Annotated in this window: 16 protein-coding genes; 14 read left to right on the top strand and 2 right to left on the bottom strand. The window is 72.0% G+C overall.

The window, feature by feature from the left end; all coding sequences use genetic code 11:
• Window positions 1-199: 199 nt before the first annotated feature.
• The 7 genes from rplU (at window position 200) to galE (ending at window position 9,459) form a co-directional block, all read left to right on the top strand.
• Window positions 200-520 (top strand): 50S ribosomal protein L21, encoded by a 321-nt coding sequence (gene rplU / locus IE180_RS11115; protein ID WP_015033583.1) that lies wholly within the window; start codon window positions 200-202, stop codon window positions 518-520.
• A gap of 13 nt (window positions 521-533) precedes the next feature.
• Window positions 534-788 (top strand): 50S ribosomal protein L27, encoded by a 255-nt coding sequence (gene rpmA / locus IE180_RS11110; protein ID WP_010041940.1) that lies wholly within the window; start codon window positions 534-536, stop codon window positions 786-788.
• Between the two features lie 109 nt (window positions 789-897).
• Entirely contained in the window at window positions 898-2,337 is a 1,440-nt protein-coding gene (gene obgE / locus IE180_RS11105) for a GTPase ObgE (RefSeq protein WP_190156643.1), read from the top strand.
• A gap of 196 nt (window positions 2,338-2,533) precedes the next feature.
• Window positions 2,534-4,171: a glycosyltransferase family 2 protein gene (locus IE180_RS37155; RefSeq protein WP_190156642.1), complete on the top strand. Its 1,638-nt coding sequence runs from the start codon at window positions 2,534-2,536 to the stop codon at window positions 4,169-4,171.
• A 210-nt stretch (window positions 4,172-4,381) separates the two neighbouring features.
• Window positions 4,382-7,168, top strand: a complete 2,787-nt coding sequence (locus IE180_RS37150; protein ID WP_190156641.1) for a bifunctional glycosyltransferase/CDP-glycerol:glycerophosphate glycerophosphotransferase — start codon at window positions 4,382-4,384, stop codon at window positions 7,166-7,168.
• Window positions 7,161-8,315, top strand: coding sequence for a glycosyltransferase (locus IE180_RS11090; RefSeq protein WP_190156640.1), 1,155 nt, complete (start codon window positions 7,161-7,163; stop codon window positions 8,313-8,315). The genes IE180_RS37150 and IE180_RS11090 overlap by 8 nt, the downstream gene beginning before the upstream one ends.
• Before the next feature lie 151 nt (window positions 8,316-8,466).
• Window positions 8,467-9,459: a UDP-glucose 4-epimerase GalE gene (gene galE, locus IE180_RS11085; protein WP_190156639.1), complete on the top strand. Its 993-nt coding sequence runs from the start codon at window positions 8,467-8,469 to the stop codon at window positions 9,457-9,459.
• A 127-nt stretch (window positions 9,460-9,586) separates the two neighbouring features.
• Here galE and IE180_RS11080 read toward each other — a convergent pair whose 3' ends face one another.
• Window positions 9,587-11,209 carry a hypothetical protein gene (locus tag IE180_RS11080; RefSeq protein WP_190156638.1) on the bottom strand — a complete coding sequence of 541 codons (1,623 nt, stop codon included), beginning with the start codon at window positions 11,207-11,209 and terminating at the stop codon, window positions 9,587-9,589.
• A 260-nt stretch (window positions 11,210-11,469) separates the two neighbouring features.
• Here IE180_RS11080 and IE180_RS11075 point away from each other — a divergent pair, with 260 nt between their 5' ends.
• The 7 genes from IE180_RS11075 to IE180_RS11045 all read left to right on the top strand — a co-directional run bounded on the left by IE180_RS11075 (window position 11,470) and on the right by IE180_RS11045 (window position 18,283).
• On the top strand, window positions 11,470-12,465 hold the full coding sequence (locus tag IE180_RS11075) for a glycosyltransferase family 2 protein (RefSeq protein WP_190156637.1): 996 nt from the start codon (window positions 11,470-11,472) through the stop codon (window positions 12,463-12,465).
• Window positions 12,465-12,944, top strand: a complete 480-nt coding sequence (locus tag IE180_RS11070) for a GtrA family protein (RefSeq protein WP_190156636.1) — start codon at window positions 12,465-12,467, stop codon at window positions 12,942-12,944. Before IE180_RS11075 ends, IE180_RS11070 begins: the two co-directional genes overlap by 1 nt.
• A 108-nt stretch (window positions 12,945-13,052) precedes the next feature.
• Window positions 13,053-14,156, top strand: a complete 1,104-nt coding sequence (gene proB / locus IE180_RS11065) for a glutamate 5-kinase (protein WP_190156859.1) — start codon at window positions 13,053-13,055, stop codon at window positions 14,154-14,156.
• 151 nt (window positions 14,157-14,307) lie between these two features.
• Window positions 14,308-14,799, top strand: coding sequence for a DUF8830 family protein (locus IE180_RS11060; protein ID WP_093876131.1), 492 nt, complete (start codon window positions 14,308-14,310; stop codon window positions 14,797-14,799).
• 261 nt (window positions 14,800-15,060) lie between these two features.
• Complete coding sequence (locus IE180_RS11055; protein WP_190156635.1) at window positions 15,061-16,344, top strand: glutamate-5-semialdehyde dehydrogenase; 1,284 nt, start codon at window positions 15,061-15,063, stop codon at window positions 16,342-16,344.
• A gap of 86 nt (window positions 16,345-16,430) precedes the next feature.
• Complete coding sequence (locus IE180_RS11050) at window positions 16,431-16,988, top strand: SCO2584 family spore wall biosynthesis protein (protein ID WP_190156634.1); 558 nt, start codon at window positions 16,431-16,433, stop codon at window positions 16,986-16,988.
• A 212-nt stretch (window positions 16,989-17,200) separates the two neighbouring features.
• Window positions 17,201-18,283: an SCO2583 family membrane protein gene (locus IE180_RS11045; protein WP_190156633.1), complete on the top strand. Its 1,083-nt coding sequence runs from the start codon at window positions 17,201-17,203 to the stop codon at window positions 18,281-18,283.
• Here IE180_RS11045 and IE180_RS11040 read toward each other — a convergent pair.
• Complete coding sequence (locus IE180_RS11040; protein ID WP_190156632.1) at window positions 18,268-19,410, bottom strand: M48 family metallopeptidase; 1,143 nt, start codon at window positions 19,408-19,410, stop codon at window positions 18,268-18,270. The genes IE180_RS11045 and IE180_RS11040 overlap by 16 nt on opposite strands.
• Between the last annotated feature and the right edge of the window lie 97 nt (window positions 19,411-19,507).

Here is a 19,507-nt window from a genome sequence, read left to right as displayed (position 1 = left end):
CACGGGCGAATTTGACCCCCTGTGGCAGCCGCCCGTAACCTAGACCGTCGGCGTGTCTGACGACGCGCCGCACCTCTGAGCACCTCCCTCCCGCCCGTCGGGAGAGGCCGCTCGTCCGATTCCGGAACGCCACGGGCCCCCGGGCCCGTGTGAGCGGCTGGCTTCAGAGGTTTCGATCCCGAGTGAGAGAGAGATCCGCGTGTACGCCATCGTGCGCAGCGGTGGTCGCCAGCACAAGGTTGCTGTCGGCGACATCGTTGAGGTTGACAAGATTTCCACCGCCAAGGTTGGCGACACGGTCGAGCTCTCGACCCTGCTCGTTGTCGACGGCGACGCCGTGACCAGCGACCCGTGGGTCCTGGCCGGCATCAAGGTCACGGCCGAGGTCGTGGACCACCACAAGGGCGCCAAGATCGACATCCTGCGCTACAAGAACAAGACCGGCTACCGCCGTCGCCAGGGTCACCGTCAGCAGTACACGGCGATCAAGGTCACCGGTATCCCCGCGGCTGCGAAGTAAGAGGGACTGAGACATGGCACACAAGAAGGGCGCATCGTCCACCCGGAACGGGCGCGACTCCAATGCCCAGCGGCTCGGCGTGAAGCGCTTCGGCGGTCAGGTCGTCAACGCGGGTGAGATCCTGGTCCGCCAGCGCGGCACCCACTTCCACCCGGGCGCGGGCGTCGGCCGTGGCGGCGACGACACGCTGTTCGCCCTGCAGGCCGGTTCGGTGCAGTTCGGCACCCACCGTGGCCGCAAGGTCGTGAACATCGTTCCGGTCGCCTGATCGGAACTCTTTGCGGAGGCGGACCTCACTTCCCGGAAGGGAAGAAGGTCCGCCTTTCGCGCGTTACCAGATAGACATTCCACCCGTAATTCTCTGGAGGCACAGAACCATGACCACCTTCGTGGACCGCGTCGAGCTGCACGTCGCCGCGGGTAACGGAGGCCACGGCTGCGCCTCCGTACACCGGGAGAAGTTCAAGCCGCTCGGCGGCCCCGACGGCGGCAACGGCGGCCGTGGCGGCGATGTGACCCTGGTCGTCGACCAGTCCGTCACCACCCTCCTCGAGTACCACCACTCCCCGCACCGCAAGGCCACCAACGGGCAGCCCGGCGCCGGCGACAACCGCTCCGGCAAGGACGGCCAGGACCTGGTCCTGACCGTTCCCGACGGCACCGTCGTCCTCGACAAGAAGGGCAACGTCCTCGCCGACCTGGTCGGCCAGGGCACCACCTTCGTCGCCGGACAGGGCGGCCGCGGCGGCCTCGGCAACGCCGCGCTGGCCTCGGCCCGCCGCAAGGCCCCCGGCTTCGCCCTCCTCGGCGAGCCCGGCGAGGCGCGGGACATCGTCCTGGAGCTCAAGACCGTCGCCGACGTGGCCCTCGTGGGTTACCCGAGCGCCGGCAAGTCCTCGCTCATCTCCGTCCTGTCGGCCGCCAAGCCGAAGATCGCGGACTACCCCTTCACCACGCTCGTCCCGAACCTCGGCGTGGTCACGGCCGGCTCGACCGTCTACACGATCGCCGACGTGCCGGGCCTGATCCCGGGCGCCAGCCAGGGCCGCGGCCTCGGCCTGGAGTTCCTCCGCCACGTGGAGCGCTGCTCCGTCCTCGTCCACGTCCTCGACACGGCGACGCTGGAGTCCGAGCGCGACCCGGTCACCGACCTCGACGTCATCGAGGAGGAGCTCAAGCAGTACGGCGGCCTGGAGGACCGGCCCCGGATCGTCGTCCTCAACAAGATCGACATCCCGGACGGCCAGGACCTCGCGGACATGATCCGCCCGGACCTGGAGGAGCGCGGTTACCAGGTCTTCGAGGTCTCCGCCGTGGCCCGTACGGGTCTGAAGGAGCTCTCCTTCGCCCTCGCCGGCATCGTCGCCGAGGCGCGCGCGGCCAAGCCGAAGGAGGAGGCGACCCGGATCGTCATCCGCCCGAAGGCCGTCGACGACACGGGCTTCACCGTCACGTACGACGAGCACGAAGAGGTCTACCGGGTGCGCGGCGAGAAGCCGGAGCGCTGGGTCCGCCAGACCGACTTCAACAACGACGAGGCCGTGGGCTACCTGGCCGACCGCCTCAACCGCCTCGGCGTCGAGGACGCGCTGATGAAGGCCGGTGCCCGCGCGGGCGACGGCGTCGCGATCGGCTCCGAGGACAACGCGGTCGTCTTCGACTGGGAGCCCACCATGATGGCGGGTGCCGAGATGCTCGGCCGCCGCGGTGAGGACCACCGCCTGGAGGCCCCGCGTCCGGCCGCGCAGCGCCGCCGCGACAAGCAGGCGGAGCACGACGACGCGCAGCGCGAGTACGACGAGTTCGACCCGTTCTAAGCGAGTTCGGCCCAGCGGGTCCGACCCGTTCCGGAGAGCGGGCCGACGCGGGGTCTCCCGCGCCGGCCCGTCCCTTCCGAGGGCGCGGGCCGGCCGTCCGTCGGCGGTCACCGGCCGGGCACCCCAGGGGTGCCCGGCCGGTCCCGTCCGGGTGCGGGCCCCCTGGGGTCGTCCGGGGGCCACGTAGGATTCACGGGTGAGTGAGACCCCCCGGCCGCAGGCCGCCGCGCGCGTCAGTGTCGTCGTCATCGCGTACAACGACGCGGCACACGTCGGCGACGCCGTCCGTTCCGCGCTCGCGCAGGGCGAGGCGGTCGGCGAGGTCGTCGTCGTCGACGACGCCTCCGGGGACGACACGGCCGAGGTCCTCGCCGGCTTCGCCGACGACCCGCGGGTGCGCCCGCTGGTCCGGCGGGAGAACAGCGGCGGCTGCGGCACCCCCCGCAACGACGGCATCGACGCCGCCGTCCACCCCTACGTCCTGTTCCTCGACAGCGACGACCTGCTGGTGCCCGGCGCCGTCGACGGGTTGCTCGCCGTCGCCTCCGAGCAGCGCGCCGACGTCGTCGCGGGGATCTGCGTGCGGCGCGAGCTCCCCGAGGGCCGCGAGACCGTCTGGGCCCCCTCGCTGTACGACGCCTCCCAGGGAGCCACGCTCCCCGGCACCGTCCTCGACGGCATCGAGGACCATCCGGAGTTCGTCCTCGACACCCTCTCCGTCAACAAGCTCTACCGCCGGGACTTCCTCGACCGGCATGCCATCCGCTTCCCCGACGGGGCCTTCCACTACGAGGACTTCGTCTTCAGCGCCCGGGTGCAGGCCGCCGCCCCCCGACTCGCCGTCACCGACGTGCCCGTGTACGTGTGGCACGTGCGGCGGCAGGCCGCGACCCTGTCGATCTCGCTGCGCCGCGCCTCCCTCGCCAACTGGGAGCACCGGATCGCCGCGCACGCCGCCGTCGTCGAGGTGTTCCGCGCGGCGGGACGGCCCGCGCTGGCCCGGGCCGCGCAGACGAAGTTCCTCGACTACGACCTCCCCATGTACCTGCGCGAGCTGCCGCAGCGGACCGCCGCCTACCGGGCCGACTGGTGGACGGCCACCCGCGCGCACCTGGCCGGCTTCGAGGCCGCAGCGGTCACCGCCGCCCAGGCTCCGAACCGTTGGCTGCACGCCGGGCTCGCGGCCCTCCCCGCCGTGCCCGAGGGGCCGGAGGCGGCCCGGTTCGTCGAACTGGCCGCGCCCCTGCCCCGGCTCGTTCCGCCCTACCCGCGCGCCGGGGACGGTGCTCCGGTCCTGTCCGCCGCGCCCGCCGACGTCCCCCTGGAGGGCCTCGCGGAACTCGCGCCCGCGCGGCTGCCCGTGGCGGTGGACGGTGCCGTGACCGTCGGGGCGTCGACCCGGTTGACCCTGACCGTCCACGAGCTCTACGGGCGGGTCGCCGAACTGGGGCCCACCGCCGTCCGTGTGGTGTTCACGGAGCGGGTCTCGGCGGCGGAGCTGTCGTTCGACGCGCCGCTGCTCCCCACGGAGGAGGGCTGGACGGCCACCGTCTCGCTGCCGACCGCGAAGCTGCTCCGCGCGGGCCGGCTCGCCGCCTGGTCGCTCCGTGCCGAACTGCGGTACGCGGACGGCTCGACCGGGGAGGCCGAGGTCAGGGCCCCGCAGGGGTTCGCGGGACGGCGCGGAATGGTCCTCGGGCGACTGGGCCGGGTGCTGCTCGTCCAGGTCGTGGCCTCGGCGCGCCGGGGGCTCGTCCTCCGCTTCGCGGGCGGCGCGGTCGGCGCGCGCCAGGTGGTCTCCGGCCGCTTCAAGAGGCTGTTTGCGATGCGGTGAACATCACCGAAGGCCCGGGTGGGCAGGTATGAAACAATTCCTCCTGCCGGGTAGTCTTTCCGGTCGCCGGGTGGCGCTCGTCGAACATGTGAGGGGCGACACCCTTCACCATCGAAGGCGGTACCGCGTCATCGACCATGGCGCAGGCAGCGCCGCGCCTGGCCGGAACGCGTGCCAGATCTCGCCGGCCGCATTTGTGAGAGGACTTGGATGCCGACTAGCGACGTCCCTGATGTGAGCGTCGTCATCATCGTGTACAACGATGAGGAACGGCTCCCGCGAGCGGTCCGGTCCGTGCTCGACCAGACCCTGAACAACCTCGAAGTGATCATCGCCGACGACTGTTCGACCGATGGCACCGAGCGTGTCGCGCGTTCTCTGGAAGCTGCCGACCCGCGCGTGCGCTACGTGCGGCTCGAGCAGAACAGCGGCGGCTGCAGCGCGCCCCGCAACCGCGGCATCGCGGTCGCCCGCGCCCCGCACATCATGTTCCTGGACAGCGACGACGAGCTGCCCCGCCACGCCTGCAAGAGCCTGCTCCTCGTCGCAGAGGAGACCGGGGTCGACTTCGTCACCGGTGAGGTGACCCGCCTGTTCGAGGAGTCGAACACCACCGGCCTCTGGTACCCGCACCTCTTCACCGAGAAGCGGGTCGTCAACGGCATCGCCGAGGCGCCGGAGTACTTCTTCGACCACCTGTCGACGAACAAGCTCTACCGGACCGCCTTCATCCGGGACAACGCCCTCGCCTTCCCCGAGGGCATCCACTACGAGGACCAGCTGTTCTCCGCGCAGGCCTTCACGCTCGCGGAGTCCTTCGCCGTCGTCCCGTGGTCGGTCTACACCTGGCGCCTCGCGCCGGAGAGCGTCTCCATCTCCTCCAGCCGGCACAAGATCCAGAACGTCGCGGACCGCATCGGCGTGGCCCGGCTCATCGACACCTGGTTCGAGGAGAACGGCCGCGGGGAGCTGCGCGCGGAGAAGGACTACAAGTTCCTCCGCCACGACTTCCGCCTCTACCTGGGCGACCTGCCGTTCCGTGACCTCGAATGGATCGCCGAGTTCGCCGACGTGGTGAACCCGTACCTGGACGAGATCTCCGACGAGACCTACGCCCGGCTCTCCCGCGAGGAGCGCATCTGCATCCACCTGCTGCGCACCGGCCGCCTGGAGGAACTCCCCGTCGCCGCCCGCCAGCTGGGCCGGCCGCAGCTCGCCCCGCGCTTCGTGACGGACGAGGACGACGCCACCTACTGGGGCGCCGTCGCCCCCGCCGACGACGTGAGCCGCCGCGAGCTGGACATCAGCGAGTGGTACATGCGCGAGCAGGTGCTCGCCACCGGCCGCATCCGGCACGAGCTGACGTCCGTGTCGATGCGGGGACCGGTCCTGCACCTGGAGATCCACACGTACGACCCGGCCGGCCTGATCACCGAGGACACCAAGGCCTCGGTCAAGCTCGCCGCGCACAAGACGCCGCTCACGGTGCCGCTGGACCTCCGCCCCCAGGGCGAGGGGCAGTACGTCTCCAAGGCCGCGCTCGACTTCCGCAAGGTGCCCGTCGGCAAGGTCGGCGTGGCGACCCGCCGCCACCCGGTGGTCGCCCTGGAGCGCGACGGCGCCCGCCGCACGGACATCCTGCTGGCCGAGCACGACCAGCCGGACTTCCGCGCCACCGTCACGTACCACAGGTTCGGCATCCACCACCTCCGCGTCAAGGCGGAGCAGAAGGGTGCCGGACGCCTCGAGGTGACCTGGCAGCGGTCCGGCGTCCTGAAGTCCCTCGAACCCCTCGGCCCCGTCGCCCGCAAGGCCAAGGGCAAGGTCGGCAAGGTCAGGAAGATCCTCGTCGGCAACGAGGGCAAGGCCAGCGCGTACGACGCCGTGTCCAAGCTCCCGCGCCGCAAGCGTCCGCTCGCCGTGTTCGAGGCGCTGGAGGGCCGCGGCTACGCGGACAGCCCGCGCTACGTCTACGAGGAGCTCAAGCGCCGCAACCTCCCGATCGACGTGGTCTGGTCGTACTCCGGCGACCGCTCGTCCTTCCCGGAGGACGTCACCCTCGTCAAGCGCGGAAGCTTCGCCTACGGGCGTGCGCTGGCCCGTGCCACCTACTGGGTCGACTCGCACAACCTGCCGTACCTGTACCCGAAGCCGAAGGGCACCCGGTACCTCCAGACCTGGCACGGCCAGACCTTCAAGGCGATGGGCTTCGACGTGCCCTCGCTGCGCGGCGCGTCGGAGATCGAGAAGGGGCGCTTCCGCGCCGCCGTCGGCCGCTGGGACGCCCTCGTCTGCCCCAGCGCCGAGTTCGAGCGGACCTTCGTCCCGGCCTTCGAGGTCTCGGCCGACCTGATCCGCTCCGGCTACCCGCGCAACGACGTGCTGGTGCGCTGGGCCGAGCCCGAGCAGCAGGCCAGGGCCGCCGCCGTCCGCGAGGCCCTGGACATCCCGGCCGACAAGAAGGTCCTGCTCTACGCCCCGACGTTCCGGGACGCGGCCCGCCGCACCGGACAGTCGGTGCGGGTGGACCTGGAGGCGCTGGCCCCGCTCCTGTCCGACCAGTGGATCGTCGTCGTGCGGACCCACCCGTACGACCGGTTCAAGATCGCTCCGGAGCTGGGCCACTTCCTGCGCGACGGCTCCTCCTACGCCGACATCAACGACGTGATGCTGGCCTCGGACGCGGTCCTCACGGACTACTCGTCGCTGATGTTCGACTACGCCAACACCGGCCGTCCGATCCTGCTCTACACGGACGACTACGAGGTGTACAAGGGCGGCGACCGCGGCACGTACTACGACCTCGAAGAGATCGCGCCCGGCCCGATGCTGACGACCACCGAGGACCTCGCCGCCGCCGTGCGGGACCTGGAGGGCACCCAGGAGCGCCACGCCGAGCGGTACGCGCGCTTCCAGGAAATGTTCTGCTCGTACGAGACCGGCCACGCCAGCAAGATGGTGGTCGATGCTTTTTTCGAAGGCGGCACCCATGACTGAGGCCTCCCCCGTCCGCAACGTGTTCTTCGTCGGCATCGACGTCGACTCGATGGGCGGATCCCAGCGGGTGCTGCACACCCTCGCCCAGGGCATGGGGGAGCGCGGTCACCGCGTCGAGCTGATCGGCATCCGGCCGAGCCCCGAGCCGTTCCCGTACAACGCCACGCGCGCGTACCGGCACTCGACGCTCTACCCGGCCCCCTCCGAGCCCAAGCCGCCCGTGCGCACGGTCGGCGACCGGATGAGCCTGGCGCGGCGCGCCGAGGCCCGCCGCGCCCGGGCCGACCGCGACAACGCGCGGGCGGAGTTCGAGCGGAAGCTGGCCCAGGTCGAGGACGGCTACATCGTCTTCGGCTCGCCGTGGGCGGTCGACTGGGTCATGCCGCTGAAGTGGCGTCACCTCAAGGGCATCGGGCAGTACCACGAGTCCTTCGCGCAGGCGAAGCGGAGCGCCAACCTGGGCCTGATCCGCCGTCACTACCCGGCGCTCGAGCAGACCCTGGTGCTCTCCGAGGGCGACGCGGTCGAGTTCGTCAACCAGCGCGTGCCGAACGTGCGGGTCATGCCGAACCCGCTGCCGTTCTTCCCGGACGAGCTGGCCCCGCTCGACACCCGCAAGATCGGCGCGGTCGGCCGGCTCGACCCGATCAAGCGGTACGACCGCATGATCGAGGCCTTCGCGCAGGCCCACAAGGGCCGCGAGGGCTGGGAGCTGCACCTCTTCGGCGAGGGCCCCCTGGAGGGCGAGCTCCGGATGCGGGCCGAGGACCTCGGCGTCGCCGACCAGGTCGTCTTCCGCGGCACGGCGCAGGACATGGCCGCCGCCTACCGCGAGCTGTCCGTCGTCGCGATCAGCAGTGAGCGCGAGGGCCGGCCGATGGCGCTGGCCGAGGCCGCCGCCTGCGGCGTGCCGTGCGTGAGCTTCGACGTCTCCGGCGGAGTCCGGGAGCTCGTCGCGGACGGCGTCTCCGGCACCCTGGTGCCGCCGGCCGACGTGCCGGGGCTCGCCGCCGCGCTCGGCGAGCTGATGGACGACGACGAGATGCGCCTGCGGTACGGCAGGGCCGGCCGCGAGCACGTCGCGCACCTGGCGCTGCCGCACGTCCTCGACCAGTGGGAGGCGGCGTTCGAGGAGATCGAGCGCTAGGGTCCGCCCGGCCGTCCCCGCCGGGTCCCGACCCGGACCCGCGGCACGCCCGAAGCCCCGTCCGAACCTCTGTCCGGACGGGGCTTCCGGCGTGTTCAGGGCCACTTCGGGAGCCTCCGGGAGGCCCGGAGGCTGTGGCTACACTGTCGGAATGACCTGGCTCATCACCGGCGGTGCCGGTTACATCGGTTCCCACGTCGTCAAAGCAATGACCGAGGGCGGTGAGCGCGTCGTCGTGGTCGACGACCTCAGCACCGGCAACCCGGCGAGGGTCCCCGAGGGCATCGTCCTGGAGCAGGGCACGGTCCTGGACCGCGCGTTCCTCGACCGGGTGCTGCGCGAGCACCGGATCACGGGCATCGTCCACCTGGCCGGCAAGAAGCAGGTCGGCGAGTCCGTCGAGAAGCCGCTGTTCTACTACCACGAGAACGTGACGGGTCTGCAGACGATCCTCGACGCGGCGGTCTCGGCCGGTGTGAAGAGCTTCCTCTTCTCCTCCTCCGCCTCCGTCTACGGCATGCCCGACGTCGACCTCGTCACCGAGGACACCGAGTGCCTGCCGCTCAGCCCGTACGGCGAGACGAAGCTCGTCGGCGAGTGGATGGCCCGCGCCGTCGGCCAGGCCCACGGCCTGTCCACGGCCTGCCTGCGGTACTTCAACGTGGCGGGCGCGGCGGCCCCGGAGCTCGCCGACACCGGCGTCTTCAACCTGGTGCCGATGGTCTTCGAGCGCCTCGACGCCGGCGAGTCCCCGCGCATCTTCGGCGACGACTACCCGACGCCGGACGGCACCTGCATCCGCGACTACATCCACGTCGCCGACATCGCGAGCGCCCACCTCGCCGCGGCCCGCTCGCTCGCCGCGGCGGCCGAGCGCGGCGAGACGGCCACGCTGACCCTGAACATCGGGCGCGGCGAGGGCGTGTCGGTGCGCGAGATGGTGAACCTCATCAACGAGGTCACCGGTCACAGCGTCGAGCCCGTCGTCACCCCGCGCCGACCGGGCGACCCGGCCCGCGTGGTCGCCTCGGCCGAGCGCATCGAGACGGAGCTCGGCTGGAAGGCGCAGCACGACGTCCGCTCCATGATCAGCTCCGCCTGGGAGGGCTGGGGCGCCAACCGCGCGGTCCGCGTGACCGTCTGACACCGGCGTTTCGAGGAGGAGGGGTGCCCCGGGCCGGGGCACCCCTCCTCGCGCGTGCCCGGATCTTCCCCGGGCTCGGGAGGCGTGCCGGGGCCGGGCGGGCGAAGCGGGCCCACGGGGGCGGGCCTCAGGGCCGGTGGATGCGGTTCACGCCGTAGTACGTGGCCGTGCACCGCGCCGCCCAGTCCCGCTCGTACGAGGACGCGAAGAGGGGTTCGGTGAGGCCGCCGATGAGGAGCGGCCCGTACGCGACCTCACGGGCACCCGCCGCCACCTCGCCCCGGATACGGGAGTCCTGAGCGTCCCAGGCGACGGAGCGCGCCACCGTGCTCGTGGTCAGCGCGCGCACCGGCTGCACCAGGGCGGCCGTGCTGCCGACGGCGACCGTGCCGACCGCCACGAGCACGGCCGCGCGTGCGGCGGGGCGCAGGGGCGACGCCAGGCGCCGCCCCAGGAGCCGGCCGCCCCACGCCCCGTACGCGCAGAGGGTGATCAGCAGCGGGAGCAGGAAGCTCGTCCAGGTGCGGCCGTAGGTCCAGCCGGTGTCCCCGTAGCCGCTGCGCAGCCCGAAGACGACGCCCAGCGAGGCCAGGCCGATCAGCGGCAGCGGCAGGAGCACCGCCACGCGGAACAGCGCGCGCGGGGGGAGCCCCGGGACTGCCGGGCCGCCCCGGCGGGCACCGCCGCTCTCCTGCCGGGCGCCCCCGCTGTCCTGCCGGGCGGCGAGGGCCAGGCCGAGCAGCACGCCGACGGCGAGGGCGCCCAGATACGCCCACTGGCCGCCGACCGTCTGCCAGAGGCGCCACCAGTCGCGGAAGGTCTCTCCGACGCTCGCGGCCGACAGCGGCTCCGGCGGGTGCTGGGCCCGCCGCCAGCGCGCTCCGGGTGAGGTGTAGAGGAGGACGAGGCCCGCGAGGAGCCCGAGGCAGGCCGCCGCGCACCAGGTGGACGCGTACCGGTCCCGGGTCCAGCCGAACCGGGGCAGACAGAGGACGGCCACGGTGGCCGAGAACACCCCGGCCACCAGGGTGAACGGCTCGCTCAGCATGCCGAGCGCCACCCCGACCAGGAGCGCCGCCCCCACCGCCGCGGCCCTGGCCCACCGCACGCCGCTGCGCGCCGCACGGACCGCGCCGAGCACGGTCCAGATGCCGATCACGCTCGGCAGGGTGTGGGAGATCGTCGCGGGCGCCCAGAGCAGCACCTGGTACGAGCGGGTGCCGGCGAAGAACAGCAGCGCGGTGACGAGCGCCGCCGCGGCCACGAGGGGCACGAGGGGCGGCTCGGCGGGCCGACGCGGTGGGCGCAGGGCGGTGCGGGCCAGGAGGAACAGCCCGGTGCCCAGTGTGAGGATCAGGAAGGCGGGCAGCAGCTTGGGACCCCGCATGTCGTCGGAGTAGAGGAGGCCGGTGAGGAAGGCGTTGGTGACGCGCCCGTTCTGGGTGCGGTAGAAGTCCGAGGTGATCCCCAGGACCCCCATGTCGCGGGCCTTCCACAGGGCGCACCAGTCGTCCGACGTGGGACGGACGTAGACGCCCAGGAAGGCGCCGACCGAGAGCAGCGCTCCGGCCCCGGCGGCGACGAGCAGCGCGATCCAGGGCAGTACCTGCCGCAGACCCTCCCGGCGTCCGACGGCGTCTCCCGTCTCCTCCGCGCCGCCGGTGTCCTGTCCGGGGTCTCCGTCGTTGCCGTTCTGCTCGTCGTGCGGCATCCGCGCGTCACCGGGCTCCGAGGTGGTGGTCCTGCTCAACGGTCATCGCTCCAGCCGGCCGAGGTCCGTGACATGTCGCCCCTATGAGTGACGAACGGGTGAAAATGCCACGTATACCAATATCTTCCCCACATGCTTTGCTTCATGGACGACATGCCGACCAGGGGCCGTCACCCGGACGCCGTCGGGCGGCCACCGCCCCGCCGTACCGTGGCCGCGCTGCTCGAAGGAGAGTCCGGTGGCGGTCCTTCCAGTCCTTCAGGACGTACTCTCGCCCATCCCTCTGGAGTGACCGTTCCATGACCAGGCTTTCCGTCGTCGTCCCCTGCTTCAACGAGGAGGACGTCATCGAGCGCTTCGACACGCGGATGCGACAGGTGCTCGACGCACTCCCGGTCGGATACGAGATCTGCTATATCGACGACGGAAGCTCCGACGGAACGCTGGGAAGGCTGCGCGAGATCGCCGCCCGCCACCCGCAGCACACCCAGTACGCCTCCTTCAGCCGCAACTTCGGCAAGGAGGCCGCCATGCTCGCCGGCCTGCGCAAATCCACCGGTGACGCCGTCGTCATCATGGACGCGGACCTCCAGCACCCGCCCGAGCTGCTCGGACGCATGCTCGACCTCTACCACCAGGGCCACGACCAGGTGATGGCGCGGCGCACCCGCGAGGGCGACAAGAAGGTCCGTACGGCGCTCAGCCGTGTGTACTACCGGGCCGTGAACCGATGGGTGGACGTCGAACTCACGGACGGCGTCGGCGACTTCCGACTGCTCTCCCGGCCCGCCGTCGACGCCCTGCTGGCGCTGCCCGAGTACAACCGCTTCTCCAAGGGCCTCTTCTCCTGGATCGGCTTCGACACCGTCACCTTCGACTACCGGAACGCCGCGCGCGAGGGCGGCGAGACGAAGTGGAAGTTCAGCTCCCTGCTCAACTACGGCATGGACGGGCTGATCTCCTTCAACAACCGTCCGCTGCGCATCGCCCTCTGGCTCGGCCTGATGCTCACCGGCCTCGCCGCCCTCTACGCCGTCTGGGTGGCCGTCACCGCGATCACCCAGGGCGTCACCGCCCCCGGCTACGTCACCCTGGTCGCGATCATCGTGGGGCTCGGGGGCGTGCAGATGGTGATGCTGGGACTGATCGGCGAGTACATCGGCCGCATCTACTACGAGACGAAGCGCCGCCCGCACTTCCTCGTGAAGGAGACCCACCGCTCCTTCGGCCGCGCCGCCGCCGAACGCGCCGCCGCCGAACGGATCCGCGTGGTGACCACCGAGCGGGAGCGCTGATGGGGTCGACGCGCCCCGGCGGTGCGCGGGACGCACGACGGGCCCGGCTCGCGGAGATCTTCCGCTTCGCGCTGGTCGGCGGCGTCAACACCGGTACCTTCTTCGGCTGTTACCTGCTCCTGCACCCCTGGATGCCGTACTTCGCCGCGTACTCCCTGGCCTTCCTCCTCAGCATGATCGGTTCCTTCTTCCTCAACACCTACTTCACCTACCGCACCCGGCCGACGTGGAAGAAGTTCGCCCTCTTCCCGCTCACCAACGTCACCAACTACCTGGTCCAGAGCGTCGGCCTCTACGTCCTCGTCACCTGGGCCGGAATGGACGACAGGATCGCGCCACTCGTCGCGGCCGTCGTCGCGATCCCGTTCACCTACCTGATCTCCCAGCGGATCCTGGTGCCCCGCGGCAGCGGCCGACCCGGCGCCGACTCCGGTCCAGGGAGCGAAACGGACGAGCGGCAGACCTCCCGGCTCGCGTAGATTGCCTGGCAGCCGCGGCCCGGAGCGCGCGGCGCGTGGGACAGCCGAGTGAGGACGACGCAGGTGGCGACGCAGGTGACGGGACAGACGGACGTGGCAAGGCAGTACGTGACGGAGGCCCGCAGGATCGTCGTCAAGGTCGGCTCCTCCTCGCTCACCACCGCCTCCGGAGGCCTCGACGCCGACCGCGTCGACGCCCTCGTCGACGTCCTCGCCAAGGTCCGCAGCGGCGGCGAGAAGGAGATCGTCCTCGTCTCCTCCGGCGCCATCGCCGCGGGACTCGCACCGCTCGGCCTCACCCGCCGCCCCAAGGACCTCGCCCGCCAGCAGGCCGCCGCCAGTGTCGGCCAGGGCCTCCTCGTCGCCCGCTACACCGCCTCCTTCGCCCGCTACGGCGTCCGCGTCGGCCAGGTCCTCCTCACCACCGACGACACCAGCCGGCGCGCCCACTACCGCAACGCGTACCGGACCCTGGACCAGCTCCTCGCCATGGGCGCGCTCCCCGTCGTCAACGAGAACGACACCGTCGCCACGGACGAGATCCGCTTCGGCGACAACGACCGGCTCGCCGCCCTCGTCGCCCACCTCGTCCGCGCCGACCTGCTCGTGCTGCTCTCCGACGTCGACGGGCTGTACGACGGCGACCCCTCCAAGCCCGGGACCTCGCGGATCGCGCAGGTCACCGGCCCGTCGGACATCGCCCACGTCGAGATCGGCTCGGCCGGCAAGGCGGGCGTCGGCACCGGCGGCATGGTCACCAAGGTCGAGGCCGCCCGGATCGCCGCCGCCGCCGGCATCCCGGTGGTCCTCACCTCCGCGAGCCGCGCCGCCGACGCCCTCACCGGACGGGACACCGGCACGTACTTCCACCGCACCGGCCGCCGCTCCGCCGACCGGCTGCTCTGGCTCGCCCACGCCTCCACCCCGCAGGGCTCCCTCAGCCTCGACGACGGAGCCGTACGGGCCGTCGTCGAAGGCAAGAAGTCCCTTCTCGCGGCCGGTGTCGCGGCCGTCGAGGGCGACTTCGTGGCCGGTGACCCCGTCGAGCTCCGCGACGCCTCCGGACGGGCCGTCGCCCGTGGCCTCGTCAACTTCGACGCCAAGGAGCTGCCCCGGATGCTCGGCCGCTCCACCCGTGAACTCGCCAAGGACCTCGGACCCGAGTACGAACGCGAGGTCGTCCACCGCGACGACCTGGTCGTCATCCGCTGACGGGGCCGACGCCGAAACGGCTGAAAGTCTGGCCATCCGGAAGGGACGTTCACCAAAACCGCCCCAAGTACCGCCTCGGACTGGTCAACTTTGTCTCGGGGGTAAGACAAGGCGGGGTACAGCACCACACGCATCACACAGGAGGCCGCCGGTGAGACGAGCGCGCCCAGGGGCACCGCCCCGCGGGACTGCCGAACGCGCCCTGACCAGTGTCGAGGCCGGAGCCGACTTCGACGAGGCACGGCACAGGTCCACGGACAGGAAGACCGAGACCACCACCGAGACACGTGAGGAACGGCCGGTGTCCAAGCTCTGGCACATCACCCTCAGTGTGTCGGGCGTGGAGTCACCGCTGAAGGAGGTGCGACGCGGGCTCGAACAGCTGGCCCATGACCACCCCTTCCTGCTGACCAGCCGCTACGCCAACGACCACGCCGAGATCCGGTACTGGGAAGAGGCCCGCGACCTGCACGACGCGGCGGCCGTCGCCCTGCGCCTGTGGGGTGAGCACCGGCAGACCGCCAAGCTGCCGCCCTGGGAGATCGTGGGACTCGAGGTCATCGACCGCGAGACCTACCACCAGCGGATCGCGGAGGGCTACGGCCCGCCACCCGCCGCCCCGGTCGGCGTCCACCCCTACTGAGGGGCGCACCCCCACCGGTGGACGGGCTCTCACCGGTGGGCGGACCCCCGTCGGCGGACAGGTTCTCACCGGTGGGCGGCCCCCCGCCGGCGGACAGGCTCTCATCGGTGGGCGGGCCCCCGCCGGCGGACAGGCTCTCGTCGGTGGGCGGGCCCCGCCCACCGACGGAGTCACGCCATCGCGACGGGGGCACGTCTCGGAGTGCGGGATACGGGGGCAATACGTGAGGGATGTCCACAGCGGTGCCAGTACCCTGCGAACATGACCTCGCTCACGCCCCTCGACAACCTCTCCCCGGTCACCCGGGCCGCCTACCGGGCCCGGGGCGCCGCCGCCGAAATCGCGCCACTCCCGCGCGCGGCCAAGGACGACGCGCTCCTCGCGATCGCGGACGCCCTCGAAGTCCGTACCGCCGAGATCGTCGAAGCCAACGCCGTGGACATCGCCAAGGCCCGCGAAGCCGGGACCAGCGAGGCCATCATCGACCGCCTGACCCTCACCCCGGAGCGCGTCCGGGCCATCGCCGCCGACGTCCGCGACGTCGCCGCGCTGCCCGACCCCGTCGGCGAGGTCGTCCGCGGCTCGACCCTCCCCAACGGCATCGACCTCCGCCAGATCCGCGTCCCCCTCGGCGTCGTCGGCATCATCTACGAGGCCCGCCCCAACGTCACCGTCGACGCCGCCGCCCTCTGCCTCAAGTCCGGCAACGCCGTCCTGCTCCGAGGCTCCTCCTCCGCGTACGCCTCCAACACCGCCCTGGTGACCGTCCTGCGCGACGCCATCGGCGGCGCCGGGCTCCCCGCCGACGCGATCCAGCTCGTCCCCGGCGAGTCCCGCGAGTCGGTCCACGAGCTGATGCGCGCCCGCGGCCTCGTCGACGTCCTCATCCCGCGCGGCGGAGCCTCCCTCATCCGCACCGTCGTCGAGGAGTCCACCGTCCCGGTCATCGAGACCGGCACCGGAAACTGCCACGTCTACGTCGACGCCCAGACCGACCTCGACATGGCCGTCGACATCCTGATCAACTCCAAGGCCCAGCGGGTCAGCGTCTGCAACGCCGCCGAGACCCTCCTCGTCCACCAGGACGTCGCCGAGGCCTTCGTGCCCAAGGCCCTCGCGGCCCTCGCCGAGGCCGGCGTCACCGTCCACGCCGACGAGCGGTTCCTCGCCCTCGCCGAGGGCTCCAAGGCCACCGTCGTCCCGGCCACACCCGAGGACTGGGAGACCGAGTACCTCTCGTACGACATCTCCGCCGCCGTCGTCGACTCCCTCGACAAGGCCGTCGAGCACATCCGGATGTGGTCCTCCGGCCACACCGAGGCCATCGTCACCACCTCGCAGGCCGCGGCCCGCCGCTTCACCCAGCTGGTCGACTCGACCACGGTCGCCGTGAACGCCTCCACCCGCTTCACGGACGGCGGCCAGTTCGGCTTCGGCGCCGAGATCGGCATCTCCACCCAGAAGCTGCACGCCCGGGGCCCCATGGGCCTTCCGGAGCTGACCTCGACCAAGTACATCGTCACCGGTGACGGTCACGTGCGGTAACACCTCCTTTCGGTACGGGGAGGGACGGGCGGGGAGGCTTCGCGCTCTCCCTGCCCAAAAGCCCCTTCCGGGTCTACTCTGAATCCGTGCCGGACGACGTGGGGGGCAGGCCGTTCCAGGACGGCGGAGACCCCGAGGACGCTGTCGACCGCGGAGGCGCCGACGAGGTCTGGGCCGACGTGGTCTTCGACGAGGACTTCGTCAGGTCCGCCACCATCCACGAGCCCACCGCGGTCGAGCGGCTCCTCGCCGCCGCCCAGGCCCGTGCCGAGGCCGAGGCGGCCCGCGCCCGCGCGGGCGGCGGAGCCGTCGAGGACGACCCCTACGAGGACGGCCACGACCCCGTCGGCCTCACCTACGAGCCCGACGACATCGGCGACGACGCCAGCCCCTACGGCCGCCACGGCGGGGCCCTGCGCCCCTACCGGGGCCGCGCCCGCTGGCTCCGGCCCGTCGCCTGGGTCCTCGCCCTCGTCATGGGCGTCGGCATGGTCGCCCTCGCCTTCAGCGCCGTCTACCGGGGCGCCGCCGCCAACCGCGAGGACCAGGTCCCGCCGCCGGCCACCACCGGCGTCGACACGCCGAACCCGAACCCGGCCCCACCGGCCGCCCAGGCCCCCGCCCGGTCTGCCGCGCCCCGCTAGGCACCCCGCCACCCGGTCGGCCCCGGCCCGCCGGTCATCCCACCGTCCTGTGGGCCTCACTGCGGGCCTCACCCCGCCGGTCATCCCGCCACCCGGTCGGCCCCGGTAGGCCGGGCGCCCCGCGGTCCCGGTACGCCCCGACGGCGCAATTCTTCCGAACTTGTCGTGTACCTGGGCGTTTATCGAAGCCCGCGCGGACCTACCCTGAAGGTATGGCAGGGCGTGGCGACCCGCCTGAGGGGACGCCCGAGGGGTTCCCCGGCGGTGGTGAGGACGAATACCGATCCGTCGTCTTCGACGAGGCGTTCATCCGGGCTGCCCACCTCCAGGAGCTCTCCGCGCAGGAGCGGATGGGCGAGTACGCCCAGGCCGTCCGGAGCCGCTCCTCCTGGGAGAGCCGGGGCGGCTCCCGCCAGGCGGTCCTGCTCGTCCTGCTGATCCTCCTCGCCTTCGGCACCGCCATCTACCTGGGCGTCCGCAACCCCTACCTGCCCCCCGTCGACCAGCGGGCCGAGCCCCTGCGGACCACCGTGGTCCCGCTCGCCCCCCGGGGCCCCGTCCCGGGCGGCACGCCCGCCCAGCTCTTCGCCCACAGCCCGGCCGCCGAGTACCGCACCGGGGCCGCCGGCATCAACCTGCCCGTCGCCGGGCGGACCTCCCACTTCTCCGAGAGCCAGGTCGTCACCGGCCTCAGCATCGCCAAGGACTACCTGGTGGCCTCCGCCCTGGAGCCGGACGTCCTGTCCGGGGCGACCGTCCGGCCCGCGCGCCTGCTGCTCGACCCCGACCAGCTGGAACAGTTCGACCGGAGCGTCGAGTCCCCCGCCGACGACGGGCGGCACGCCCTCGCGGCCTGGCTGATCCGCTTCGACCCCCGGCAGGTGGCCCTCGCGGAGCCCGCTGCCCGCGTGCAGGGCACCCTCCGCTTCGAGGAGACCGGCCCCGACACGCTGGACGTCACCGCCGACCACACGTACACCTACGCGCTCCGCCCGGCCGTCCGGGGCACGGGGCCGGCCGCCGCGGCGTCCCTCTTCACGGTCCACCGCGTGGTGCACTTCCGCTTCGACGGCGAGGACCTGCGGATGCACCGCGCCGAGCTGCTGACCAGCACGGTCGAGGCCGGCCCGCAGGCGTGCGGCGCCGACACCACGGGCTCCCTGAAGCCGCTCCTGGCGGGGGAGCGGGCCTCGGACGCCGGCGGCCCGGCGGTCACCGATCCGTACGCCACCGCCCGGCCCGCCGCCCCCGCGCTGTGCGGAGTTCTGGCGCCGAGCGCTCAGCCCTCGCTCTGACCGCTTCCGGCCCCGTCGCCCGTCGTCCCGTTCCCGGCCTCGCCCCCGGTGCCCCTGCCGTCCTGGGCGGGGCCGCCGTCCGCCTTCTGGCCCGGGCCGCCGCCGAACCGGTTGCGCAGCCGTCCGCCCAGATCGCCCGCCAGGTCACCGGCTCCACCGGCTATGTCCCCGACCAGCTTCATCAGGGGATCCTTGCTGGTCCGCACCGTGTCGGCGTAGTGGCCGGCCGACTCGCGGAAGGAGTCCGTGACCGAGGTGTCCTTGTCCTCTGAGCGCTTCGGGTAGTGCCCGTCCATGATCCGCTGGAAGTCGCGGCTCTCCGACCACTTCTTCAGCTCCGACGCCCGGACGGTGGTGAAGGGGTGCGAGCGCGGCAGCACGTTGAGGATCTTCAGGACCGAGTCCCGCAGGTCCCCGGACTTCTCGTACTCGTCGGCCTGGGCGAGGAACGCGTCCACGTTCATCTCGTGCAGGTGGTTGCCGCCGGCGATCTTCATCAGACCGCGCATCGAGGCCCGCACGTCCTGGCCGACGAGGAGGCCGGCCCGGTCGGCGGAGAGCTCCGACTTGCGGAACCACTCGCGCAGCGCCGTCACGATCGCGGTGATCGCGACCGTCCCCAGCGGGATCCAGGCGATCTTGAGCGCAAGGCTGGTGAGGAAGAGCAGGACCGTGCGGTACACGGCGTGCCCGGAGAGCGCGTGTCCGACCTCGTGACCGACGACCGCCCGCATCTCCTCCTCGTCGAGGAGCTCCACCAGACCGGTGGTGACCACGATGATCGGCTCGTCCAGGCCGATGCACATGGCGTTGGGCTTCGGGTCCTGGGTGACGTACATCGGCGGGACCTTCTCCAGGTCCAGGATGTAACAGGCGTCCCTCAGCATGTCGTTGAGGTGGCTGAACTGCGCGTCGCTCACCCGGACGGAGTCCGAGAGGTAGAGGAGTCGCAGGCTGCGCTCCGGCAGCAGTCCGCTGAGCGCCTTGAAGGCCGTGTCGAAGCCGCTGAGCTTCCGCAGCGCCACGAGGGCCGACCGGTCGGCCGGGTGCTCGTAGGCCCGCGAGGAGATGCCGGGGAACCGCTTCCGCTGCCTGCTCGGCACGTTCCCCTGGTCGTTCTCGGTCATGGATGCCCCCTGTTCGTACGAGTCGGTGCTCGTCCCCCTGACTGAACCCAGCGTAGGCGGTGGCGCTACCGTGTGCCGGAGCCTGTGGATAACCAGG

It is taken from the genome of Streptomyces litmocidini (assembly GCF_014649755.1).
GTDB lineage: Bacteria > Actinomycetota > Actinomycetes > Streptomycetales > Streptomycetaceae > Streptomyces > Streptomyces litmocidini.
Note: the sequence above shows the minus strand (reverse complement) of the source record. Positions and strands in the feature narration are given on the sequence as shown.